We start from the raw sequence: 23,403 nt of genomic DNA, 5'->3' as shown, positions 1-23,403 counted from the left end.
GGATACAGCACGCGAGAGAATGGGCAGCGAGTCGAGAGCTCCAACTCGACGGATCACTCATAGCCGGCTGAACGGCGGTTGCGAGCGATTCAGTAAATACGGTTGTCGTCCAGACTATGGCCGCACCGATCGATCAGCGTTGCGAAGTTCTCAGTTCGCCCACAACCAACGCATGCTATCCGCTCTGTTCAAAGCCGAGCATGATGAACCGCGAGTCCCAGTAGCGGATCTCATCGAAGCGGTCGCCCGACACGATATACGCCTACGGCAGCGGCAACAGCCCCGTCCAGCAAGCCTGAACCGCCACGCGCACGTCTCAAAAACAAACCCATCCTGTATGATTACGCGCGTCGCTTCGCGAGACAAAGCATCACGCGAAATACCCGAAAAATATTCCGAATCGACTCGATTCGCCACGCCGAAGACAGAAAAAATGACCGCATCTCAGGCCGTCGACCAGAATCGTTTTCGCAGCATCATTCGCCGCAATATTGCCTTGCCCCTGGGTGTCGGCCTGGTCACGATAGCCGTCTTCGTCGGACTGATTGCTTATCTGGTCTCGACCATGAACTGGGCCGAGCATTCCGAGCGCGTGATCGGTCAGGCCAATGAAATGCTGCGTCTCGCGGTCGATCGCGAATCGTCGATGCGCGGCTTCCTGATCACGGGCGACGAGAGCTTCCTCGCGCCTTTTGAAAATGGCGGCCCGCGCTTCAAGACGCAGATCGAAGCGCTGCAGCAGATGGTCGCCGACAACCCGCCGCAAGTCGAAAAGCTCAAGCAGATTCAGGCGATCCAGCAACGCTGGAGCCGTTTTGCCGAGGAGATGATCGACGCGCGCCGTCGCAATCAGAACTTCGAGGCCGCCGTGGCGAGCGGGCGCGGCAAGATCGAATTCGACGAAACGCGCCGTGAATTCGGCGATTTTCTCGACGTCGAGCTGCGCCTGCGCCAGGAGCGCAGCGAAGCTACGCGCCGCGTCACCACGATACTCGTGAGCGTGTTCCTGCTCTTCAGCCTGGGCGTGAGCGGTTTGCTCGCATGGATGGGCCGCCGCGAATTGATGAGCCTGTCGACCACCTATGATGGCGCGTTGCGCCAGCAGGCCGAACAGACCGAGATGCTGCAGGAGCAAGTGTGGTTGCGCTCCGGGCAGCGCCTGCTTGCTGAAAAAGTGGTCGGGCAGACTAACTCGCCGCTGGTGGGCCGCGCGATGCTCGACTTTCTCGCGCAATATCTGGACGCCGTCGTGGCCGCGCTCTACGTGCGCGATAAGCAGCACGGCACGCTGCGCCGGATCGCGACTTACGGTTTTAGCCGCGAAAGCGAGCAGGCCGCCGCGCGCAGTTTCGCCGAAGGCGAGACGCTGATCGGCCAGGCGGCTGCGGCGCGCCGCACGCTGGTCTTGCGCGACGTGCCGGCGGACTACGTGCAGGTCGTGTCCGCGACCGGCAAGAGCGCGCCGAAAAACCTGCTTGTTATGCCGATCGAAAACGACGGCCAGGTCAACGGCGTCGTCGAACTGGGCTTCATTCGCGAACTGGGCGTGCGCGATCAGGAGTTCATGGAACTGATCGCGAAGAGCATGGGCGACTTTGTCGAAGCCGCGCTGTATCGCGAGCGGTTGCAGGACGCGTTGGCCGAAACGCAGCAGTTGAACGAAGAACTGCAGGTGCAGCAGGAAGAATTGCGCGTCTCCAACGAAGGGCTCGAAGAGCGCGGCCGCGCGCTAATGGAATCGCAAACGCGTCTTGAAGCGCAGCAAGCCGAGCTCGAACAGACCAACGTGCAACTCGAAGAATACGCGCAGCGTCTCGAGCGGCAGAAGTCCGACCTGCTGCGCGCGCAGGACGACCTCGCGGCCAACGCGGCGCGCCTCGAACAGTCGAGCCGCTACAAGTCCGAGTTCCTCGCCAACATGTCGCACGAACTGCGCACGCCGCTGAACAGTTCGCTGATTCTCGCCAAGCTGTTGCAGCAGAACCGTACCGGCAATCTGACGGAAGAGCAGGTGCGCTACGCGGAAACGATTCACGCGTCGAACAGCGACTTGCTGGTGTTGATCAACGATATTCTCGATCTGTCGAAGGTCGAAGCCGGGCAGGTGACGGTCGAACTCGAAACGGTGTCGATCGACGCGACCTTGCAGGCGCTCGAGGAAACCTTCAAGCCATTGGCCGGCGCCAGGCATTTGAGCCTTGCGTTCGACCGCTTGCCCGGCACACCGGATACCTTCATCACCGACGGCCAGCGTGTCACGCAGATTCTGCGCAACCTGCTTTCGAACGCGGTGAAATTCACGGAACGCGGTGAGGTGGCGCTGTCTGTCGCGCCAGCTGAAGGCGGCATGCTGCGCTTCGACGTGCGCGATTCCGGCATCGGCATCGCGGCCGACAAGCTGGACATGATCTTCGAAGCGTTCCAGCAAGCCGACGGTTCCACCAGCCGTCAATACGGCGGCAGCGGGTTGGGCCTGTCGATTTCGCGGGAGTTTTCGCGCCTGCTCGGCGGCCGGATCACCGTCGCGAGCGAAGTCGGCAAGGGCAGTGTGTTCACGCTCTGGTTGCCGCTCGATGCCGAAGCGGCGCTGAATGCGAGCCAGGACGCGCACCACGCAACGGCGCCGATGTTCGCCCCGGCTCAGGCACCGGCTGGCGCGCAGGCCGTGGCCGAACCGACGACGGAACCGCTGCTGGCGCACCCACTTTCGCGCGGCAGCCAGCCCACCGTGATCACGCCGGCCAACGGCCTGATTAGCGGCTCAACCAGCGGCCTAACCAACGGCAACTCGCCCGAAACCACCCGCAGTCCGATTGCCGACGACCGCGACAACCGTACCCGCGCCGGCCGTCTGATCATCGCCGTGGAAGACGATGCGGCCTTCGCCGAAATCCTGCGCGACCTGACCCACGAACTCGACTTCGACTTCGTTCACGCGAGCAGCGCCGCCAGCGGGCTCGCGCTGGTGCGCGACATGCGCCCGGCGGCGGTCCTGCTCGACGTCGGCCTGCCGGACCGTTCCGGCCTGACCGTGCTGGAGTGGCTGAAGAACGATCCGCTCACGCGTCATATTCCGATCCACATCGTCTCCGCTACCGATCACGCCGACAAGGCGCTGCACCTCGGCGCCATCGGCTATACGCTCAAGCCGACCGCGCGCAGCACGATGGAAGCCGCGATCCGCCGCCTCGAAGCGCGCCTGCAGCAGCGCCTCAAACGCGTGCTGGTGATCGAGGACGACGCGCCGATGCGCGAGAGCATCCGCGCATTGCTGCAAAGCGAAAACACCGAGATCGTTGCAGTCGCAACCTTGACTGAAGCGTTGGAGTATCTTGGGAAATTCAGCTTCGACTGCGTCGTGACCGATCTCGCGCTGCCCGACGGCACCGGCTACGATCTGCTCGAACGGCTCGCGGCGAATACCGCGCATGCCGCGTTGCCGGTGATCGTGTACACGGGCCGCATGCTGTCCGACGAGGAAGAGCACCGCCTGCGCCGCTATTCGAAATCGATCATCATCAAGGGCGCGAAGTCGCCCGAGCGCCTGCTCGACGAAGTGACGCTGTTCCTGCACAGCGTGGAGTCGTCGCTCGCGCCCGAGCAGCAGCGCATGCTGCGCACGGTGCGTCAGCGCGACAATGCCTTCGAGGGCCGCACGATCCTGCTGGCCGAAGACGACGTCCGCAATATTTTCGCGCTCTCGCACGTGCTGGAGCCGCTCGGTGCGAAACTGCAGATTGCGCGCAACGGCCGCGAAGCGCTCGAAGCGCTGGAAAACGGCCCCGAAGTGCATCTGATCCTGATGGACATCATGATGCCGGAGATGGACGGATTGACCGCGATGGGCGAGATTCGCCGCGATCCGCGTTTTGCTCATCTGCCGATCATCGCGCTGACGGCGAAGGCCATGGCGAACGACCGCACGCGCTGCCTCGAAGCCGGCGCGGACGACTACGTCTCGAAGCCGATCGACGTGGACAAGCTGGTCGCGCTGTGCCGCGTCTGGCTGAGGCAACGGTAGAAGGAGCATGGGAACACGATGAGCCAGTCGGAATTCGACGCACCGCAACGCATCAGCGACTTCGACATCGAGTTGAAGCTGCTGCTGGAGGCGGTTTACCTCAAGTATCAGCACGACTTCCGTCATTACGCGATGTCGTCGCTGCGGCGCCGCCTGACGCAGGCGCTCGAGGAATTCGGGCTGAAGACGCTGTCGCAGCTGCAGGACCGCATCATGCGCAACGGCGACGAGTTCTCGCGGCTGTTCCAGTACCTCACGGTGCAGGTCAGCGAGATGTTTCGCGACCCCGCGTATTTCCTCGCGCTGCGCGAACACGTGCTGCCGCGTCTGCGCACTTATCCGTCGATCAAGGTGTGGGTGGCGGGGTGCAGCACGGGCGAGGAACTCTGGTCGCTGAAAATCCTCTTCGACGAAGAAGGTCTCACAGAACGCACGCTGTTCTACGCGACGGATATCAACCCGGACGCGCTCGCGCGCGCCGAGGCCGGCATCTACGCGCTGGAGCGCATTCAAGGCTTCACGCAAAACTATCTGGCGGCCGGCGGCAAGCGTTCGCTGTCCGACTACTATCATGCAGCTTATGGCGGCGCGCGCTTTGCGGGCTCGCTGAAAGAGCGCGTGGTGTTCGCCGACCACAGCCTGTCCACTGACGAAGTCTTTCTCGAAGCGCATCTGGTGTCGTGCCGCAATGTGCTGATCTATTTCGACCGCGGCTTGCAGGATCGCGCGTTGGGTCTGTTCGAGAACGCGCTCGTGCGGCGCGGATTCCTGGGTTTGGGCAGCAAGGAAAGTCTGCGGTTTTCCAAACACTACGAAGCGTTCGACGAATTCCGTCCGACCGAACGCATTTATCAGAAACGCTAGGCCGGTCGTCATGTCACGCTCAACTGTCCAGCCCAATGTCGACGCCGAAGCGGCGCGCGGCTACGAACTCGTCGTGATCGGCGGTTCGGCGGGCGGCATCGAAGTGCTCAACGTGCTGCTCGGAGCACTGCCCGCGGGTTTTGCGCCAGCCGTGATGATCGTCACGCACCTGCCGCCCGATTCGCCGAGCTATCTGGTGCCTGCATTCGCGCATCGTTGCGCGCTGCCGGTGCTCGAACCCGATGCGGGCGAGCGCATCATGCCGGGCCGCGTGCATATTGCGCCGCCGGGCTATCACATGCTGGTGGAAGTGGACCGCACCGTTGCGCTGTCGACCGACGCCGCCGTGCGCTTTTCGCGTCCTTCGATCGACGTGCTGTTCGAATCGGCGGCCGCCGTGTATGGCGGACGGTTGCTGGCGCTCCTGCTATCCGGTGCCAACGACGACGGCGCGCAAGGCCTCAAGCGCGTGCGCGCCTTGGGCGGCACGGCCTGGGTGCAGGCGCCGGACACCGCTGTTTCCCCGGAAATGCCGCGCGCCGCGATTGAACGCGGCGCGGCGGACTTTATCTACACTCCCGAAACCATGGCCCGGCGGCTTGCTGCATTGCCGGCCTCTTTCTGACGCGATGCCATGACGAACTCACCCGTGAACATTCTGATCGTCGACGACATCGTTCACAACATCACGGCGCTCGAAGCCTTGCTGGCGCGGCCGGATCTCGCCGTGCTGGTGGCCGACTCGGGCACGGCGGCGCTCGACTTGCTGCTCAAGCACGAAGTCGCGCTGGCGATTCTCGATGTCAACATGCCCGGCATGAACGGCTTCGAACTGGCCGCGCTGATGCGCGGCAGCCCGCGCACCTCGCACGTGCCGATCATCTTTCTGACGGCGACCGCGCAGGATGCGTCGCGCACGTTCCGCGGCTATGAGGCCGGCGCGGTCGACTTTCTCTACAAACCGTTCGATCCGCGGATTCTGCAATCCAAGGTCGATGTGTTCGTGCAACTCGAACAGCAGAAGCGTCAGCTCGCGGCGCAGCTCGTCACCACGCGGCAGATGCTCGAAGCCAACGAAATGCTGATGGCCGTGCTCAGTCACGACCTGCGCACGCCGCTCGGCGCGGTGCTGGCGTCGGCGGAGTATCTGATGCGCACGGCTGCCGACGAACAGTCGGCCACCGTCGCCGCGCGCGTGAAGAACAGTTCGCTGCGTATGGCGCGCATGGTCGACCAGTTGCTCAATCTCGCGCGGTTGCAGGGCGGGCGCCTGCCGCTGCAGCCGCGCTCGATCGAACTGGCGACGCTGTGCCGCTCGGTGATCGACGAATTCGCTTCGCGCGAGAACGGCAAGCAGATCGTGTTCGCAAGCCGCGGCAATACGTCGGGCGCGTGGGACACCGATCTCGTCTGGCAAGCCGTGTCGAATCTGGTGAGCAACGCGCTGCATCATGGCGCGCCGGGCGGCGATATCGGCGTCGAGGTGGATGGCGAGGCGGTCGAGTCCGTGCGTTTGAAAGTCGCCAATCGCGGCACGATTCCGGCCGAGGTGTTCCCGCATCTGTTTAAAGCGTTCGGCCCGAACAACAGCGGCGGTCGCTCGCGCGAAGGGCTGGGGCTGGGCTTGCATATCGTGCAGGAAATTGCGCGCATGCACGGCGGCAACGTCAGCGTGAATTCCGACGAAGCCGTAGGCACGGTCTTCACGATCGAGTTGCCCAGAATGGTGACGTTGCAGCGCGGGTCGTTTACGGGGAAGTAAGCTGCGAGAGTCTCGCGCAGCGTTGGACGGCTCTCCGTCACTAGCGCGCGAGCCGTGCCACGAGAAACTGCCTCATCGGATCGATCACGCGTGCTTGGCACGGTAGGCGTTTTTCGCAGACCACCGGAAACAGCCTCCCGTTCCGCTGTGCTACGCTTGCCGGACCAACACACAGCACGGCGACCGACTTCCATCATGCGTTCCTGGCGCATTTCTCCACCGCATCGCAGCGAACAGATCAGCACTTCGCGCGCGACTGAACTCGTCATGTCGATTTCGCATGCGGATGCCGACGCGCTCGCAGCCAGCATTCTAAAAACTGTCGGCGATACGCTGCCGGTCTCGCAGTGCACCATCTTTGCCTACGAATTCGACGCGAGGCCGCGCACGGTTTCCGCCGCCGATCATCGCGGCGGCCGCTTTCTGCGCGACGTCGCCGATCGCTACGCCACGCACTTCTATGCGCTCGACGGCAATCGCGCGATCATCGGCCGGCCGCACGACAAACCGGCGCGCGACGCGCTGGTGCTGCACCAGCAACAAAGCGAGGAGATAGAAAACGAAGCCTATCGCGCGGCCTGTTATGCGCAGCCGAACGTGTCCGACCGGCTATCGCTGCTCGTGCAGCCCATGGAATGCGTCTGGCTGTCGATCAATCTGTATCGCGACCGTGCGTATGGCGTGTTTCAGCCGGGCGAACTTGAACGCATCGAAAGCCTCGCGCACTTGTTCGCACACGCAGCGAAGGGCCATTACGCGCTGAATGGACAGCATCAGCAAGGTTCGGCCGCCGCGATGCTGGCGCGGGTCAGGCGTGCTTGCCCGGCACTCACGTCGCGCGAACTCGATGCGTTGCGCGGCACGCTCGAAGGCGCCAGTGCCGCTGAAATCGCGGTGCAAATGGGGGTCAAGCCTGCCAGTGTGATTACCTATCAGAAGCGCGCATACGCGCGGCTCGGGATTTCGAGCCAGAGGCAGTTGTTTGCGTTGTGCATGACGCCCGAACTGGCTTGATTCTGAAACGCAGCGCGGCCGGCGTGCACGTTTCACGTTAAGCCGGAGCGGCCTTCACTCTGTTTTGTCTCTTGAGCGCAGCCATCCCGCACCGTAGCCACCGATCACGTGCGCTTGCCCCGTGCCTCCGCCTGCGTCTCGCGATCCCAGCGCTTTAACCACGGCATGATGAAATCTGCGAAACCGTCGGCGGGCGGCGACAGCGCGCGCTCGGTCGAGCGATACACGCACACCTCGCGGATCGTTTCGGGATCGACAATGCGCTTCATCACCAGCCCGAAGGTGCGCGCCAACGGCGCGACGTAGGCGGGCGCGAGCGTGATGGCCAGCCCTTGTGAGGCGAGGCCGAACGCCGTGGTGACGTTGTCCACCACGTCTACGGGAATGATGCGGGCTTCCGCCGGCAGATTGGCCAGCATCTGCCCGACCGCGCGTTCGTGGTCGCGGCCGGTGGCGACGATCGGCACGTCGCGCAAGTGCTGCCACTGCACGCGGCGGCGCGCGTTCAACGGATGGGTCGGCGCGCACCACATTACCCACGGGCTCGCGAACGCCGGGTCGCAACGCACGCGCGTGCCGCTTGGCCGGTCAGGGCCGATCGCGAGATCCACGTCGCCGCTTTCCACGCGCTCTACCAACTGCTCGACCACGGTATCGCAAATGCGCACGACCACCTTCGGCTTGTCGCGCGCATATTCGGCGATGGCCGCGGGCAGCGCGGTCGCCGCCAGCACTAGCGGCGCGCCGATCCGCACGATGCCGGCGGCGCGGTTGCGGATATCGTCGGCGGATTGCGCGGCGGCACGCACGTGCCGCAACACCGATTCCGCCGACGCCAGAAAATCCTGCCCCGCGCTCGACAGATTCACTCGCCGCGTGGTCCGGTCGAAGAGGCGGAAGCCGAGTTCCGTTTCAAGGTCGGCGAGCAACTGGCTGACCGCCGACGAAGTCAGCCCGAGCCGGTCCGCCGCCGCGCCGATGCTATGCAGATCGACGATGGCGAGAAACGCTTCGAACTGACGGATGGTGACGCGTGTGAGTGGCATTGCGCGATTCTAAAGAAAAACTAACGAATCGTGAAAAATCGATTGATTGTGTAGCGTGCCGCATGCGCACAGACTTGTCCCAATCGACGCACCCGGCCAAACCCGCTTAGACTTCCGTCTCGCCAGTCTGAGTCAAGCCGGTTCACGCGGGCCGTTATCCGCCACACGCGCACCAAGCGCGCGCGATACCGAGCGCCACCCCGAGGCCGCGCAGCGGCCACATTCAAGGAATTACCATGTTCGACCACATTCCCGCTTATCCAGGCGACCCAATTCTGAGCCTGAACGAAGACTTCCAACTCGACCCGCGCTCGAACAAGGTCAATCTGAGTATCGGCATCTATTTCGACGACGCCGGCAAGCTGCCCGTCATGGACGCCGTGCGCCGCGCCGAAACCGCGCTGCTCGATTCGATCGGCCCGCGCTCGTATCTGCCGATGGCTGGCCTGCCGCTCTATCGCGACGCGGCGCAAGCGCTCGTATTCGGCGCGGACAGCGAGGCGCGCAAGGCGGGGCGCATCGCGACGCTGCAAACCATTGGCGGATCGGGCGCACTCAAGGTGGGCGCGGATTTCCTGAAGCGTTATTTCCCCGGCTCGCAGATATGGATCAGCGACCCGAGCTGGGAAAACCATCGCGTCGTGTTCGAAGGCGCGGGGCTGACGGTCAACACATATCCGTATTACGACGAACACACCGGCGGCTTGCGTTTTGCCGACATGATCGAAACGATCGACAGCTTGCCCGAACAGAGCGTCGTGCTGCTGCACGCGTGCTGCCATAACCCGACCGGCGTGGACCTGAGCCCGGCGCAATGGGCCGAACTGGTGCCGGTTTTGCAGCGCCGCAAGCTGATCGCGTTCGTCGATATGGCTTATCAGGGCTTCGGCGCCGGTCTTGAAGAGGACGCCGCTTGCGTGCGTCTGCTGGCCGACGCGGGCATTCCGTTGATCGCCGCGAATTCGTTCTCGAAGAATTTCTCGCTGTACGGCGAGCGCGTCGGTGCGTTGAGCGTGGTCTGCAAGAGCGCGGAAGAGGCCGGCCGCGTACTCGGTCAATTGATGTCGACGGTGCGCGCGAACTACAGCAATCCGCCGACGCACGGCGCGCGGCTCGTCGCCAACGTACTCGCGGATGCGTCGTTGCGCGCTTCGTGGGAAGCGGAACTCGCCACCATGCGCGAGCGGATTCTCGCCATGCGCGGCACGATTCACGCCGGACTCGCGGGCCGTGTGGATGAAGTGATGCGCGCACGCTACGTCGCGCAGCGCGGCATGTTCACCTATACGGGCTTGAGCGAAAGCCAGGTGGAGCGTCTGCGCAGCGAATACGCGGTGTATGTGCTGCGCTCCGGGCGCATGTGCGTGGCCGGTCTGAACGAGCGCAACGCGGAGTATGTGGCTGCGTCGATCGCCGCCGTGGTGTCGGGCGCGTGAGCGCGGTTTTTCAAGCAACAGAGCGATAACAACGGTCCACAAGGGAGACCCAAATGACCACTCTCGATATACCAGCGCCGAGCGCGCCGAAGGCCCACGCGATGCATCCTGACGAATGGCATGCGCGTGTGCAGCTTGCAGCGTGCTACCGGATCTTCGACATGCTCGGTTGGACCGAGATGATCTACAACCACATTACGCTGCGGGTTCCTGCCAGCGTGAGCGGCGGCGAGCGGCAGTTCCTGATCAATCCGTTCGGGCTGCACTACAGCGAAGTGACCGCGAGCAATCTCGTGAAGATCGATGCACAGGGACGCGTGCTCGATCACTCGCCGTATCCGGTGAATCCGGCCGGCTTCGTCGTGCATGCGGCGATTCATGAAGGCTTGCCCGACGCGCACTGCGTGATGCACACGCACACCACGGCGGGCGTCGCCGTGGCCTGTCTGGAGGACGGTCTGCAGCAGACCAACTTCTACAGCGCGCAATTGCACGACCGCATTGCCTATCACGACTTCGAAGGCATCACCGTGCACGCGGAAGAAGGTCCGCGCCTGCTCGAACATATCGGCAACCGGCAGGCGGTGATCTTGCGCAACCATGGGCTGCTTGCGTGGGGCCACACCTTGCCGCAAACTTTCGCGGTCCTGTGGACGCTCAACCGCGCCTGCGAAATCCAGATGGCGACGTTTGCGATGGGCCGCGCGCGGCCGGTGCCGGAAGACGTCGCGATTCGCTGCTCGCGCGACGCGCTGCAGTTCGATCCGCGTCACGGTGCGGGCCAGGATGTGTTCGACGCGCTGGTGCGGCGAGTGGACCGCATCGACGCCAGTTACAAGGATTGAAACAATGAAAGCAGCAATCTACGGTGCGGGTGCGATCGGCGGCTGGATGGGCGTGAAGCTCGCGCAGGCCGGCCATGACGTGAGCGTGGTGGCGCGCGGCGAGACGCTGAACGCGCTGCGCGAGCACGGCCTGCGTTTGATCGAAGGTGGCGCGACGCATGCCGTGAAAGTGAACGCGAGCGAGAATCCCGCGGATCTCGGCGTGCAGGATCTCGTCGTGGTCGCCGTCAAGGGTCCGGCAATGGCGTCGGTGGCCGCGCGGATCGCGCCGCTGCTAGGCGCGCAAACCATCGTCCTGACCGCGATGAACGGTGTGCCCTGGTGGTTCTGCGACGGACTCGGCGCGGACTTCGCCGGCAAGCGCCTCAAGTCGATCGATCCGGACGGCGCGATTGCCACCGCGATTCCGAGCGCGCAAACGGTGGGATGCGTGGTGCACGCCAGTTGCCTCGTCGAAGCACCGGGGGTCATCCGGCATCATCAGGGCAATGGGCTGATTATCGGCGAGGCGTCGGGACGGGCAAGCGAGCGCGGCGCGGCGCTCGCGGCCAAGCTCGCGGCGGCCGGCTTCAATGCCTCGGCGTCGGCGCAGATTCAGCGCGACGTCTGGTACAAGCTGTGGGGCAATATGACGATGAATCCGATCAGCGCCATCACCGGCGCAACCACCGACCGAATTCTCAGCGACGAGTTGGTGCGCAACTTCGTCACGAGCATCATGCTGGAAGCGAAGGAAATCGGTGCCCGCTTCGGCATTCCGATCGATCAGGACCCGGAGGACCGCCACGAAGTCACGCTGAAACTCGGCGCGATGAAAACCTCGATGCTGCAGGACGTGCAGGCGGGTAAAGCGGTCGAACTCGACGCGCTGGTGGCCGCGGTGCGCGAACTGGGCCAACTGACAGGCGTCGCTACGCCGTATACGGATGCGTTGCTCGGTCTCGCGCGTCTGCATGCGAGGACGCTGGGTTTGTATCCGAAGCAGTAACAGTCGTCTCAAAGGAGAACCGCCGCGCCTCGCATGGCGCGGCGGTTTTTTTACGCCTTATGCAGTCACCACAGTCGCCGCCGGCAACCGTGCCGCTTCGATCAGCGACAACGCGCGGCGCGGGTTGTCGAGTTCGGTCAGGCACAGCATCGCGAGGCGGGCCAGATATAGCGGCGCCTGAGCTTCGCCTTCGTTCGTGAGGGTCTTGCAGAGCGTCGTGTAGACGAGGTCGAGATCGCTATCGGTCATGATGGTTGTCTCCTTTTTATTAGATGTATTAGATCGTCAGCGCCGCGCGGATGGCGCGCTGCGTGGCCTCCGCGCTGCCGTCGCGCCAGCGGGCCAGTACATGGCCATCGGGACGAATCAGATAGACCGTGCCGGGCGTCGCGTCGAGCATGTCGTGAAGACGGCCGGTGTGATCGACCACGTTTGAGCTGGTGACGCTATGCGTGTCGTTCCTGACCAGCTTGACGGTTTTGAACGGGATATGTTGTCCGGCCAGCGTGTCTTGCAACTGCTGCCACGCTGCGTCTTGCGCGGAATCGTCGTTCGCGTTCGCACCGAAGCGCAATGCAGTGAAGCATGGCCCGAGCAGATCCGTCAGATGGATATCGTGAAAGACGCCTGCGTCCCTGCGTTTGAGTCGGCATTCCGGAAGCACAGTACCGGGCGCTGGGCCTTGCGCGAAAGCATCGCTCGCGTCGCCAGCGGCCTGGTTGAGCGGCGACTGCACATAGGCAATCGCATGCGTCTGCCGCGGATTGATCAACGGACGCACCGCCGCATGATGCTCCGCGAGACCGAGCACCGCCTGGCGCATCAGATCGAAGGCGAACGAGGGCGGCGCCATGAACTCCGTGCTCTTCATGCCGTAACTCAGGTTCTCGCGTGCCGCGAACACCCGCTCGTCGCTGTAGCTATCGAGCAGACGCGGCGACGCAGCTCCGTTCACCACGCAGCCCAGTTTCCAGCCGAGGTTGTCCGCGTCGTCGATACCGGAGTTGGCGCCGCGCACGCCGAAGATCGGCACGAGATGCGCGGCGTCGCCCGCGAACAGCACCGGGCCGTGCCGGTAGCGTTCGAGCGTCAATGCGTTGGCCTTGTAGACGGTGATCCAGATCGGCGACCATGCGCCGGTTTCGCCCATCGAATCGAGCACGCTCTGCACGCGTGGCATGACGTTCTCGGGCTGCACGGCGGCTTCCGGGTCTTCGTCGTCGCGAAGCTGGTAGTCGATGCGCCAGACGTTGTCGGGCTGCTTGTGCACCAGCACCGTCGAGCCGGGATTGGACGGCGGATCGAAATAGGCAAGGCGCTCGGTGGCGCGCGCGCTGTCCAGTTCGATATCCACGATCACGTAGCGGCCTTCGTAAGTGGTGCCGGTGAGCTTGAGACCGAGCGCCTCGCGAATCGTGCTGCGGCCGCCGTCGCAGGCGACGACCCAGTCGGCGTTCATCTGCCAGGCCGTGTCGCCGGTGCGCAGGGCGAGCGTCGCGCCGGCCGTGCCTTCCCGGTTCCCGCGATCGCCTTCAGCCGCGTGCTGTTCGATGCCGGTCACGCGCGTCTGCCAGCGGATCTCGATCAGATCGGCATGCCGTTCCACTTCGTCGAGCAGCAACTGTTCGATCTGATATTGCGCGATGTTGATCATGGGCGGCAGCGATTGCTCGTCGTCCTGATGCATGGCGAAGCGGAACACTTCGGCATCGCGGTAGAAGCTGCGGCCGCCCGTCCACGGCAAGCCTTTTTGCAGGAAGCCTTGCACGACGCCGAGTCGCTTGAAGATTTCCAGGCTGCGCCGCGAGATGCAGATCGCGCGGCTGCCGGTGCACACGCTGTCGTCGGCTTCGATCAGCACCGAGCGCACGTCCTGGCGAGCCAGCGCGAGCGCCAGCGTCATGCCGACCGGCCCGCCGCCAACAATCGCCACCGGCCGCCTGACAGGATCGCGTCCGTCGACGAGCGGTGGCGCCACGCCTTCATAGTGACGCGGTGAAAACGGATAGGGTTTGAAGGGGCGGCTCATGCGTGTCTCCTGGAGCTTCGATGCCGGGGATCGCCCGCCTGGGCTGGTCAGCTCTTCGAGGCGGTGCGTTTCGATAACGAAGTATGAAGGAGGGTGCGCGCGCGGCTGTCCTCATTTTGGGTACAGCCGTGCCGCCAGGTGGCTGTACCCACTGCGAAGCGCCTAGTCCGCTCCGCCCACATGCGAAGCGTGGCGCGCGTGCGGCAAGCTCGACGCGGCGAGGCATTCCTCGATCATTGCGCGGAAGGTGGGCGCCGCGTGCGAAGCGCCGGTCGCGCCCATTTCCGGGCCGCCTTCCGGCGCGCCGCCGACGCCGACCACCAGCGTCGCCCGCGGCCGCCATTCGCGCGTGCGCCGCAGCATGTTGCGCAGATACGGCGGCGACTCTGGCGCATCGAGCGAGACGATGCAGATGATCGGTGCGTCCTTGAAGCTCGGTTCGTCGGCGCGTGCGCTGCGATAGCCCGAGTGCGTCGCCATCATTGGCGCGAGGCCCTGGCGGCTGAGCAGTTGCACGGCGATTGCAGTGGTGACTTCGTCGAACGAACCGCGCCCGGGTACGCACAGCACGGAGGTTTTTTCCGCTTCACGGCGCAGCTGCGGGTGCGCAGCAATGTGGCTGTCGTGCCGCTCGGACAGATCGGCCGAGGCCGAAGCGAGCAGCGCGCTCGCGGTATCGGCGGGCTCGCTGCGCGCCATGCGGTCCGGCAAGCCGTCCGCGATTTCCAGGTTTTCGACGATGTCCACCAGCGCGTCGTTGATGCGCTGCAACTGGTCCGGCATCAGCACGCCGCGCATGGCATCGTTGCGGGCGAGCTTGAGGCCTTCGAGCGCGACCTTGTCGTAGTAGTCGATCAGCGACATCTCGCGCAACAGGCGCTCCGCCTGCACGATGGCCTCATGCGGATCGTCCGCGAGCAGCCGCTGATAGAAGTTCTGCGCGGGCGTGAGCGCGGGCTGATCGCCCAGCAGCACCGTGAGAAAGTTCAGCCGGTCGGCGTAGCGGCCCAGCGTGACCACGCACAACGTGAGCGGCGTCGACAGCACGAGGCCGATCGGCCCCCACAGCCAGCTCCAGAAAATCGCCGCCACCACTACCGCGAGCGGCGACAGGCCGGAGCGGTGGCCATACAGCAGCGGCTCGGCGATCTGCCCGGCCACCACGTCGACGACGATGAACAGGATCAGCGTATAAACCGCCATGGTCCATTGCGGCTGGATCGCGGCCGCGAGGAACACGGCGAGAATCGCGGCGATCCAGATGCCGATGTACGGCACGAAGCGCAGCAACGCGGCGATCACGCCGAACAGCAGCGCACCCGGCACGCCGATGATCGCGAGCCCGATGGCGATCACGCCACCCGCACTCAGGTTTACACCGAGTTGCGCGACGAAGTAGCGAGACAGCCGCACGGCAGCGTCATTGATCGCAGTGGTGGTGCGATGCAGATCGCGCGAGCCGAACAGGCTGATCAAACGGTCGCGCAAATCCTCGCGTTGCAGCAGGATAAAGATCGTCACGACCAGCACGATGAAGGTCGTTTCGATCGGCGCGATGGCCGGCGACAACGCGCGCTGCGCGAGCTGCATCGGCGTGGGCGCGGGTTCGTGCACTTCGACCGGCTGCGGCACGGCGGGCGCATTGCGCGCGGCGCGTCCGGTCGGACGGGGCGGGTTCGGCTTGGGCGGAGACACGCGTTGCAACGCGACGGCGGCGCGGCTCATCAGCGAATCGGCGCGGCCGACGGTTTTTTCCTGCACCGTCTCGATCTTCTGCTCGATCGCCTCCTGATACTGCGGCAGGTCGGCAGCGAGTTGCACGAGTTGCGCGGTGATCAGCGCACCGACGGCGAGCAAGCTGGCCAACGCGAACAACACCGCGATGAAGATGGACGGCAACTGCCCCATATGGAAACGCCGCAACATCTGTACGAGCGGAGCGAGCAGGAAACTGAGCAAGACCGACAGCGTGATCGGGATCAACACCGCGCGGCCGAAGTACAGGCCGCACACCACCACCACGCCGGTAATCACCGACGCAAGGCCGTGCAGACTCGGCGTGCCCGGCGGGTAAACGCGGTTCGGCCGCCCAGACGGCGGTAACGAGATTTTCATGAGCAGACTTTCCGATTGAGACGCGCTGTCGTTTTTATAAGGGCCGCTCGCAGACAGGGTGAAGGTGTCCGGGCACAGCGCATGAGCAATTCATATGCCCGGATTGTAGGCGCTTTGACACAGGGCGGCCTATTGCTCATCCCATGTGCAGGCGCAGCAAGCCCAACAATTGCGAGCTCGCGTACAGCAACAGGCCGATAAAACCGCCCACAATCGTCCCGTTGATGCGGATGTATTGCAGATCCTTACCAATGTTCAGTTCGATCTGCCGTGACATCTCATGCGAGTCCCAGTTCTTCACGGTATCGCTGATATGGCGCGTCAGGAAGCGCGCGAAGTCCGGCGCCATGGTGCGCGCGGCTTCTTCGAGGTGATCGTTGAGCGATTGGCGCAACGCAGGATCGTGCGCGAGTTCGCGGCCGACCCATTGGCCCATCGCCACCACGCGTGCGTGCAGGGCCGAGTCGCTGCTTTGCAGATCGCGCTTGAGCCACGCGCGCAATTCGCTCCACATGTCTTTCACATACGAACTGAGCGCGTCGCCTTCCACCAGATAGCGTTTGAGTTCCTCGCCTTTTTGCAGGAACGCGGGATCGGTTTTGAGTTTGACGATCAGCTTGTGCGCGGCGTCGTCGAACTTCTGACGCAGTTGATGCGTGGGATTTTCGCTGATCTGTTCGAGTATGCGATTCACCGCGTTGGCGATGGTTTCGGCGCCTTTGTCCCCCAGCCAGGTAGAAAATGTCGACGGCAAAATCTTCTCCATCTTCGGGTACTCGGCCTTCACCCATTCGACGATCCGCTCAGCAATGAACTCGCGCGCGTGCGGTTCGCGCAGCAGCGCGACGACCTGTTCGATGCCGGCGTCGAGCAGTTCCTGATGGCGGCCGTCCTTGGTGAGCGTGTCGAGAATCGAGCCCATCGATTGCGACAGATCCACCTTGGCCAGCACGTCGCGCAGCGCGTCCTTGATGAAGACCTGAATGCGTACGTCGTCGGTCAGTTCGAGAATGCCGCTGGTGAGCTTGACGACGTAGTCGCCCAAACGCGCTGTATTCTCCGGCTGCGTCAGCCACGCGGTGATGCTGCGCGCCGGGTCGTGCTTCTGGATCAGACCGACCAGCGACGGCACATCCAGGAACTTGTCCTGCACGAACACCGCGAGGTTGTCGGCGATCTTATGCTTGTTCCTCGGAATGATCGCGGTGTGCGCGGAGACGACCGGGATCGGCACGCGGCGAAACAGGGCGGCTACCGCGAACCAGTCGGCGAGCGCGCCCACCATCGCGGCCTCGGCGACCGCCTTGATGCCGTCCACCCAGATGCCGCGCGGCATGAACGCGGTCACGAGAAAAACGCAGGCGGCGGCGATCAACAGCAGGAGCGGGGTGCGCTTGGCCTTCTTCAGTTCGATTGCTTTGTTCATCGGCGGCAGGGCAACGGGTCCGGGTCGATTGAAATCCTGCGGCGCGCTCGGCGAGCACAGCCGGAAAACGCGAGTGTAGCGCCGCTCGCCGGCGTGTGGGCCAGGCCCGTGCTCGCCGTCGAGGACTAGCTTTGCCGCGCGGGCACGGTAACATCTGCGGTTAGACCGCGCTGCCTTGCCCGGCGAGCCAGCTTGCAATTGAACGGAATGAAACAGAAGGGAGGCACAGTGATCAGGTTTCTGCACACCGCGGACTGGCAGATCGGCACGCAATTCGGCCAGTTCGAGCCGGACGAGGCGGCGCATCTTGCCGAGGCGCGCTTCGAGACCGTACGCCGGATCGCCGGAGAAGCCGCCGCGCGCAATGTCGATGCGGTGCTCGTGGCCGGGGACGTCTTCGATCTGCAAACCGTCTCCGACACGGTGATCCGCCGTTTGTTCGGCGCGCTGCAAGCGTTCGCGGGGCCGTGGATCATGTTGCCGGGCAATCACGATGCCGCGCTCGTCGAGAGCGTGTGGACGCGCGCGCAGCGCCTGAACTGCATCGCGCCGAATGTGCGCGTGGTGCTCGAACCCGGTGTCGTGCTGCTGGACGACTGCCGGTGCGCGCTGCTGTGCGCGCCGCTCACGCAACGCATCACGTATGACGACACCACCGGTTTCTTCGACAGTGCGGAGACGCCGCCTGGCTATCACCGCGTCGGGCTCGCACACGGCAGCGTGAGCGGAATTTTGCAGGAAGGCATCGACTCGTCGAATCCTATCGCGCCGACGCGTGCCGGGAGCGCGCGTCTGGATTATCTGGCGCTCGGCGACTGGCATGGGCATCTGCGTGTCGATGAGCGCGTCTGGTACGCGGGCACGCACGAACAGGACCGCTTCCGCGCCAACGATCCGGGCTTCATGCTCGATGTCACGTTGAGCGAGCCGGGCGCCTCGCCGGTGGTCGAGCCGGTGCGGGTCGGTCAATATCAATGGCATCGGTGGGAGGAAACCATCGCCGTGCCGACCGATGTGGATTCGCTCAAGGCGCGCCTCGCCACGCTAGGCAGCCACGATGTGTTGCGCGTGACGGTCGGCGGCACGGCAGCGCTCGCCGACGCCGAAGCGCTTCACGTCGCGGTGGAAGAAGCCCGCGCGCGCGTGCGAGCCTTGCGCGTCGACCTGAGCGGCCTGCAAGTGCTGCCCACCGACGACGATCTCGCCGAACTCGGCGCGCAAAGCGGCTACCTCGCGAAAGTGGTGGCGCGTCTGCGTGGCTTGCAGGAAGACCCGCAGTCCGACCCGCAAGAGATCAAGCGCGCGGCCGAGGCATTGCTGCTTCTGGCGCGTTTTCAACGTGAATTGCCGCGCGAAGCGAGGTCCGCATGAAGCTGCAAAGCATTGCGATTCAGGAGTTCAAGCAGTTCACCGGCAAGCTCGTCATCGACGATCTGCAGCCCGGTCTTAATCTTTTCGTCGGTCCGAACGAGGCCGGTAAGAGCACGATTGCCGAAGCCGTACGCGCCGTGTTTCTGGAGCGCTACAAGGCCTCGCATCTGAAAGACCTGTTGCCGTGGGGCAAGGCGAGCGGGCAGCCGTCGGTCGAAGTGAGCTTCGAACTGGACGGCATGGCGTGCCGCTTGTCGAAGCAGTTCGTCACGCGGCAGCGCTGTGAGCTGAGGATCGGCCAGAGCGCGTTTGGTGAAGATGAAGCCGAAGACAAGCTCGCAGCCTTGCTCGGCTTTTCACGTCCCGCGCGTGGGCCGTTGAAGGCGGAGAACGCGGGCGTACCTGGTTTGTTGTGGGTGCAGCAAGGCGGCACGCAGGAGATGCGCGATTCCACCGGCCACGCGGCGCAGTATCTGCGCGATGCGCTGTCGCAGCTCTCGGGCGGCCGCGAATCGGCGGGTGAGGATGCGTTGATCGCCGCCGTGCAGCGCGAACTTCGGCAACTGCTGACCGCGCGCACGCAGAAGTCGACCGGACCGCTCGCCGAGGCCGAACAGACCCTCACGCGCCTGATCGAGGAGCGCGCCGATCTTGAACAGCAGCGTCAACAGTTCGAGGCGAACATTGCCAGTCTCGCCACGCAGCAGCAAACCTTCGACGATACGCAGCGCAAACGCCCGTGGGAAATTCACGAGCAGAAAGCCGTGCAGGCGCAATTGCGCGCCGACGCCGTCGTGCAACTCGAAGGCAGCCTCAAAGGACTTGAGCAGTCGCTGAAAGCGAGCGAAGCCGAACTGGCTTTGCCGCTGCAGCAGGAGCAGAACGCGCTCGACCTGGAAGCGGCCGTCGCGCGCGAGCGCCTGCAACTCGACGCGCTGCGTGCGAGCGTCGCGGCGGTCCAGGCCGAACACGCGGATGCCGCGGCCAGCGTGACGCAATTCGAGCAGGCTTTCGCCGATGCCAACCGCGCACTCGAACTGGCCAATGCGGCCGTGACGGCAGCCGATCTGCGCAGCCAGATCGGACTATTTCGCGCGGAAAGCGAGCGGCTCGAAGCGTCGATTGCCGCCGCCAGCAAGGCTAACGAAGCCGTGCTCGAAGCCGCGCGCGAAGCGGCCACGCTCGAAATCGACGAGGCTAAGCTCAAGCGGCTCGCCGCGCTCGGCAGTGAGCTGAGTGTGTTGCGTGCTCGCACTGAAGCAGCGATGACCCGCATCGAATATCGCCTGAACGGCGCGATTACCGTCGACGAAAAACCGGTGAGCGGCGAAGGCGTCCTGCGTGTGGACGAGGAGAAACGGATCGGCCTCGGCGCGCTCGGTGAATTGCGGGTGATTCCGGGTGTCTCGGATCTGCCGGCGCGTTTGTCCGAACTCGCGTCGCTCGAAGCCCAGCATGCGCAATTGTTGCAGGCGCTCGGCGTCGCGTCGCTCGGCGAGGGCGAAGCGCGGCACGAGCGTTGGAAGGCGGCGCTCGCGCAGCAGAAAAGCCAGGCAAAGATTCTCGACGTGCACGCACCGCAGGGCATCGACGCGCTGCGCGCAGCGTCGGCGACGGCTGCGGCGCGCATGCAGGCCGCCAACGAGCGGCTCGCGGGTTTGCCCGACGTTTCCGCTGCGCCGCCGCTCGACGAAGCGCGCCGCAACGCGGAGATCGCGCGCGACGCGTTGGAAGCCGCACGAAAAGTGCTAACGCAGGCGGCCGACAAAAAATCGACCGGCATGGCGAACGCGGAATCGCTCGCTGATCAATTGCAGCGCAAGCAGGCGCAACTGGACGACGAAGCGTTCCGTCGCAACCGCGCGCAGTGGCAGGCGAAGATCGTCGAACAACGCGTGCAGGTCGAGGCCTTGCGCAAGCAGCGCGAAGGGCGCGAGCGCGAACTGGAAGCAGCACGTCTCGACGACCCGGAGGCTGAGGCGAAGCGCTATCGCGCGTCGGCGGAACTCGCGCGCGGCGAGCAGAACGAGCGGCAGGTGAAGATCGCGGCGTTGCGTGGTCAACTGGAGACGGCCGGCGCCTCGGGTCTCGGCGAGCGTCTGGCGGCGGTGCAGGCCAAGGTCGAACAGGCCACGCGGCGCAAGGACGAACTCAGCTTGCGCGCGAGCGCGTTGAGTTTGCTCGACGAGGTGCTGGTCGACGAACGCGACGCCGCGGTCGCGCAACTGCGCGCGCCATTGACCGAGCGCCTCGGGCATTATCTGAAGCGGATTTTCCCGCAATCCACGATCGCGCTCGGTGACGATCTGAGTCCCGCGACGTTGGACCGCTTTGGCCGCGCGGACACGCTCGAGGCGCTGAGCTTCGGCACACGCGAACAACTCGGCATTCTGACGCGGCTCGCTTACGCGGATCTGTTGAAGGCATCAGGCCGGCCGACCTTGCTCATGCTCGACGACGCGGCGGTGCATACCGACGCCGCGAGGCGCGATGCGATCAAGCGCGCGCTGATCGACGCGGCCACGCGCCATCAGATTCTGGTGTTCACGTGCCACCCGGAGTTGTGGGACGACCTGGGCGTCAGGCAGCGGGCGATCGAGGATTTGAAGGTGGCGGCCTAAGCAGAGGGCCAGGCAAGCCCGGCGCCAGGGGCGAACGAGTCAGGCCGCATGAATCTCCGCATGCGGCCGATGAAAGAACGCAATTCCTCACGAATTTGCAGAAAGTTCGCAACTCCGCGGGTCGGCATTCCCCCGACACTGCTGATTCGAGTCTTCGCTGCGGTCTGATCCTTTCGCCGACAGTATTTCAATCTGCGTGTGCCGAATGTTTCTGCATGTCCGCGTGACGACCATTTGAACAGTCGCACATGTCACGGGGATGCTTAATGGCACAGGATACGTTCATCAAGATTAACGGCTGCGACGGCGAATCGCAGGATGCCTCGCATCTGAACGAAATCGACGTAATCGGTTGGCGTTGGAAGATTTCACAGGACTCGACCATGATGGCGGGCTCCGGCGGCGGCGCGGGCAAGGCTAGCGTTTCCGATCTGGAATTCACGCACAAGCTGGACCGAGCCAGTCCGAACCTGGCCAAATATTGCTTCACCGGCAAGCATGTGGACCAGGTGAAGCTGACTGTGCGAAAGGCCGGGGGCATGCCGTTCGAATACCTGAAGATCACGATGTACGACGTGATCATTACCCAGGTGGAACCGATCGGCGGCGGCGACGAGTGCCATGAAGATGTTCACCTGTCTTTCTCGACGATGAAGCATGAGTACTTCGTGCAAAACGCGCTGGGAGGGAGCGGCGGTGCGGTGACTGCCACTCTGTATATCAAGAACAACACGACGAATTGACCGGGCGGGGGACAGAGGATATGCCGGTTAAATGTACTTTTGTTCTCAATGGGCAGAGGGACTCGGTTTTCTCGTGCGAAGGGACCGCGTCCGTTGCCGCCTTCTCGGGAATGGATCATGGCAGAGATAACCCAGACGACACCGCGGTGGAAAACGTTGGACCGATTCCGAAAGGGACCTACTACCTTGTCGATCGCCAGTCAGGTGGCTTGATGGGCTTTCTGTACGAATGGTGCTACGCGACCGGCTCCGTCTCTACCGACCGTCGAAAGTGGTTCACGCTCTGGAATCCGGCAACGGGAGACACGACCAATATCAATGGCATCAAGCGCGGTCACTTCCGACTGCATCCAATGGGCTACTTGGGGTTGAGTCATGGATGTATCACCGTCGAGAACTCTCAGGAATTCGATCGACTTCAGAAATTCATTCGTTCGAGGGGCCCGACTGTGCCGGTGCCGGGCATAGCTTTACGCGCTTACGGAACGGTTGACGTGAAATGAAAAAACGATTCGCAATCCGTCTTTCGATTTACACTGTTTTGACGTTGATATCGGTGATCGCTGGTTGGTACATAACGCATCTCCTGGACATACTTCCGGTCGAAATGCCCAGCAGTGTGGAAGCATTTATCCTATTCTGGCTACGCTGCACAAACACGGAATATCTGGATAATCCTGATGATATGGAAGTGCTTGCGTGGCTGCTTTACTGGCTAATTTCTACGTTATTGATTGCTTTAGCTCTGGCGAAATTCAAAGGGTGGCTGTCGCGCTATCTCATTGCAAGAAAGAGTGGCGAGAAGACTCCCAAGATGCCTTTTTCCGTGACTCTCATTGCATCTTTACTTGCGCTTCTCGCCATTAGCGATCTTGGATGGTACCTGTCGAGTCCGTACACGACATACCCGTTGCATATACCGCCATCTGTCAGTGCAATAGTCAGACTCTGGTTGTCAGTCACGGGCGAGGGCAGTAAGGCAGATAACGAGGGCGATGTATTGTGGTATGTCATGAACCTTTATTGGTCAGTGGCTATGCTGCTGATCGGCGCACCTGTGCTTGTATGCTGCCTCGCGATGCGCCGGTTCATCCACAGGAAAACATCATAACCACCGCCTGT

Annotated in this window: 18 protein-coding genes and 1 pseudogene; 13 read left to right on the top strand and 6 right to left on the bottom strand. The window is 63.6% G+C overall.

Features of this window, described 5'->3' with window-relative positions; genetic code table 11:
• Positions 1–69 precede the first annotated feature (69 nt).
• A pseudogene (locus tag BPHYT_RS37905) lies at positions 70–289 on the bottom strand (trehalase family glycosidase); the annotation flags it as partial.
• 144 nt (positions 290–433) lie between these two features.
• Between BPHYT_RS37905 and BPHYT_RS26785 the strand changes: the two are divergent.
• The 5 genes from BPHYT_RS26785 to BPHYT_RS26765 all read left to right on the top strand — a co-directional run bounded on the left by BPHYT_RS26785 (position 434) and on the right by BPHYT_RS26765 (position 7,661).
• A complete protein-coding gene (locus BPHYT_RS26785) occupies positions 434–4,021 on the top strand; it encodes a response regulator (RefSeq protein WP_012427257.1) in 3,588 nt (1,195 codons plus the stop codon).
• A gap of 18 nt (positions 4,022–4,039) precedes the next feature.
• Positions 4,040–4,885: a CheR family methyltransferase gene (locus BPHYT_RS26780; protein WP_012427256.1), complete on the top strand. Its 846-nt coding sequence runs from the start codon at positions 4,040–4,042 to the stop codon at positions 4,883–4,885.
• A gap of 10 nt (positions 4,886–4,895) precedes the next feature.
• Positions 4,896–5,510 carry a chemotaxis protein CheB gene (locus BPHYT_RS26775; RefSeq protein WP_012427255.1) on the top strand — a complete coding sequence of 205 codons (615 nt, stop codon included), beginning with the start codon at positions 4,896–4,898 and terminating at the stop codon, positions 5,508–5,510.
• A 9-nt stretch (positions 5,511–5,519) separates the two neighbouring features.
• Positions 5,520–6,647, top strand: a complete 1,128-nt coding sequence (locus BPHYT_RS26770) for a hybrid sensor histidine kinase/response regulator (protein WP_012427254.1) — start codon at positions 5,520–5,522, stop codon at positions 6,645–6,647.
• 195 nt (positions 6,648–6,842) lie between these two features.
• A complete protein-coding gene (locus BPHYT_RS26765) occupies positions 6,843–7,661 on the top strand; it encodes a helix-turn-helix transcriptional regulator (RefSeq protein WP_012427253.1) in 819 nt (272 codons plus the stop codon).
• 104 nt (positions 7,662–7,765) lie between these two features.
• Here BPHYT_RS26765 and BPHYT_RS26760 read toward each other — a convergent pair whose 3' ends face one another.
• Positions 7,766–8,707, bottom strand: a complete 942-nt coding sequence (locus tag BPHYT_RS26760; RefSeq protein ID WP_012427252.1) for a LysR family transcriptional regulator — start codon at positions 8,705–8,707, stop codon at positions 7,766–7,768.
• A gap of 236 nt (positions 8,708–8,943) precedes the next feature.
• Between BPHYT_RS26760 and BPHYT_RS26755 the strand changes: the two genes are divergently transcribed.
• The 3 genes from BPHYT_RS26755 to BPHYT_RS26745 are packed head-to-tail and all read left to right on the top strand — an operon-like array spanning position 8,944 to position 11,976.
• Positions 8,944–10,143, top strand: coding sequence for an amino acid aminotransferase (locus tag BPHYT_RS26755; RefSeq protein WP_012427251.1), 1,200 nt, complete (start codon positions 8,944–8,946; stop codon positions 10,141–10,143).
• 53 nt (positions 10,144–10,196) lie between these two features.
• The gene (locus BPHYT_RS26750) at positions 10,197–10,988 is read left to right on the top strand and encodes a class II aldolase/adducin family protein (RefSeq protein ID WP_012427250.1); all 792 of its coding nucleotides are present in this window, start codon (positions 10,197–10,199) and stop codon (positions 10,986–10,988) included.
• Between the two features lie 4 nt (positions 10,989–10,992).
• Complete coding sequence (locus BPHYT_RS26745) at positions 10,993–11,976, top strand: 2-dehydropantoate 2-reductase (protein WP_012427249.1); 984 nt, start codon at positions 10,993–10,995, stop codon at positions 11,974–11,976.
• Between the two features lie 57 nt (positions 11,977–12,033).
• Here the strand turns inward: BPHYT_RS26745 and BPHYT_RS26740 are convergent, their stop codons facing one another.
• From BPHYT_RS26740 to BPHYT_RS26725, 4 genes are all read right to left on the bottom strand, one after another.
• Positions 12,034–12,225, bottom strand: coding sequence for a hypothetical protein (locus BPHYT_RS26740; protein ID WP_012427248.1), 192 nt, complete (start codon positions 12,223–12,225; stop codon positions 12,034–12,036).
• Between the two features lie 28 nt (positions 12,226–12,253).
• Positions 12,254–14,005 carry an FAD-dependent oxidoreductase gene (locus tag BPHYT_RS26735; protein ID WP_012427247.1) on the bottom strand — a complete coding sequence of 584 codons (1,752 nt, stop codon included), beginning with the start codon at positions 14,003–14,005 and terminating at the stop codon, positions 12,254–12,256.
• 162 nt (positions 14,006–14,167) lie between these two features.
• On the bottom strand, positions 14,168–16,120 hold the full coding sequence (locus tag BPHYT_RS26730) for an AI-2E family transporter (protein WP_012427246.1): 1,953 nt from the start codon (positions 16,118–16,120) through the stop codon (positions 14,168–14,170).
• Between the two features lie 136 nt (positions 16,121–16,256).
• Positions 16,257–17,546, bottom strand: a complete 1,290-nt coding sequence (locus tag BPHYT_RS26725) for a DUF445 domain-containing protein (protein WP_012427245.1) — start codon at positions 17,544–17,546, stop codon at positions 16,257–16,259.
• Between the two features lie 228 nt (positions 17,547–17,774).
• Between BPHYT_RS26725 and BPHYT_RS26720 the strand changes: the two genes are divergently transcribed.
• The 5 genes from BPHYT_RS26720 (at position 17,775) to BPHYT_RS26700 (ending at position 23,392) form a co-directional block, all read left to right on the top strand.
• Positions 17,775–18,917 (top strand): metallophosphoesterase family protein, encoded by a 1,143-nt coding sequence (locus BPHYT_RS26720; protein WP_012427244.1) that lies wholly within the window; start codon positions 17,775–17,777, stop codon positions 18,915–18,917.
• Entirely contained in the window at positions 18,914–21,538 is a 2,625-nt protein-coding gene (locus BPHYT_RS26715; protein WP_012427243.1) for an AAA family ATPase, read from the top strand. The genes BPHYT_RS26720 and BPHYT_RS26715 overlap by 4 nt, the downstream gene beginning before the upstream one ends.
• Before the next feature lie 266 nt (positions 21,539–21,804).
• Positions 21,805–22,281: an Hcp family type VI secretion system effector gene (locus tag BPHYT_RS26710; RefSeq protein ID WP_012427242.1), complete on the top strand. Its 477-nt coding sequence runs from the start codon at positions 21,805–21,807 to the stop codon at positions 22,279–22,281.
• Positions 22,282–22,301: 20 nt separating this feature from the next.
• On the top strand, positions 22,302–22,784 hold the full coding sequence (locus BPHYT_RS26705) for a DUF2778 domain-containing protein (protein ID WP_012427241.1): 483 nt from the start codon (positions 22,302–22,304) through the stop codon (positions 22,782–22,784).
• Complete coding sequence (locus BPHYT_RS26700; protein ID WP_012427240.1) at positions 22,781–23,392, top strand: hypothetical protein; 612 nt, start codon at positions 22,781–22,783, stop codon at positions 23,390–23,392. The genes BPHYT_RS26705 and BPHYT_RS26700 overlap by 4 nt, the downstream gene beginning before the upstream one ends.
• Positions 23,393–23,403 lie beyond the last annotated feature (11 nt).

The organism is Paraburkholderia phytofirmans PsJN (genome assembly GCF_000020125.1).
Classification (GTDB): domain Bacteria; phylum Pseudomonadota; class Gammaproteobacteria; order Burkholderiales; family Burkholderiaceae; genus Paraburkholderia; species Paraburkholderia phytofirmans.
Note: the sequence above shows the minus strand (reverse complement) of the source record. Positions and strands in the feature narration are given on the sequence as shown.

Bases quoted from the DNA above. Each gene is read 5' to 3' on its own strand.
- BPHYT_RS26780 (WP_012427256.1), top strand. From the start codon at position 4,040: ATGAGCCAGTCGGAATTCGACGCACCGCAACGCATCAGCGACTTCGAC.
- BPHYT_RS26785 (WP_012427257.1), top strand. From the start codon at position 434: ATGACCGCATCTCAGGCCGTCGACCAGAATCGTTTTCGCAGCATCATT.
- BPHYT_RS26745 (WP_012427249.1), top strand. From the start codon at position 10,993: ATGAAAGCAGCAATCTACGGTGCGGGTGCGATCGGCGGCTGGATGGGC.
- BPHYT_RS26770 (WP_012427254.1), top strand. From the start codon at position 5,520: ATGACGAACTCACCCGTGAACATTCTGATCGTCGACGACATCGTTCAC.
- BPHYT_RS26750 (WP_012427250.1), top strand. From the start codon at position 10,197: ATGACCACTCTCGATATACCAGCGCCGAGCGCGCCGAAGGCCCACGCG.
- BPHYT_RS26755 (WP_012427251.1), top strand. From the start codon at position 8,944: ATGTTCGACCACATTCCCGCTTATCCAGGCGACCCAATTCTGAGCCTG.
- BPHYT_RS26765 (WP_012427253.1), top strand. From the start codon at position 6,843: ATGCGTTCCTGGCGCATTTCTCCACCGCATCGCAGCGAACAGATCAGC.
- BPHYT_RS26710 (WP_012427242.1), top strand. From the start codon at position 21,805: ATGGCACAGGATACGTTCATCAAGATTAACGGCTGCGACGGCGAATCG.
- BPHYT_RS26775 (WP_012427255.1), top strand. From the start codon at position 4,896: ATGTCACGCTCAACTGTCCAGCCCAATGTCGACGCCGAAGCGGCGCGC.
- BPHYT_RS26735 (WP_012427247.1), bottom strand. From the start codon at position 14,005: ATGAGCCGCCCCTTCAAACCCTATCCGTTTTCACCGCGTCACTATGAA.
- BPHYT_RS26740 (WP_012427248.1), bottom strand. From the start codon at position 12,225: ATGACCGATAGCGATCTCGACCTCGTCTACACGACGCTCTGCAAGACC.
- BPHYT_RS26705 (WP_012427241.1), top strand. From the start codon at position 22,302: ATGCCGGTTAAATGTACTTTTGTTCTCAATGGGCAGAGGGACTCGGTT.
- BPHYT_RS26730 (WP_012427246.1), bottom strand. From the start codon at position 16,120: ATGAAAATCTCGTTACCGCCGTCTGGGCGGCCGAACCGCGTTTACCCG.
- BPHYT_RS26760 (WP_012427252.1), bottom strand. From the start codon at position 8,707: ATGCCACTCACACGCGTCACCATCCGTCAGTTCGAAGCGTTTCTCGCC.
- BPHYT_RS26715 (WP_012427243.1), top strand. From the start codon at position 18,914: ATGAAGCTGCAAAGCATTGCGATTCAGGAGTTCAAGCAGTTCACCGGC.
- BPHYT_RS26700 (WP_012427240.1), top strand. From the start codon at position 22,781: ATGAAAAAACGATTCGCAATCCGTCTTTCGATTTACACTGTTTTGACG.
- BPHYT_RS26725 (WP_012427245.1), bottom strand. From the start codon at position 17,546: ATGAACAAAGCAATCGAACTGAAGAAGGCCAAGCGCACCCCGCTCCTG.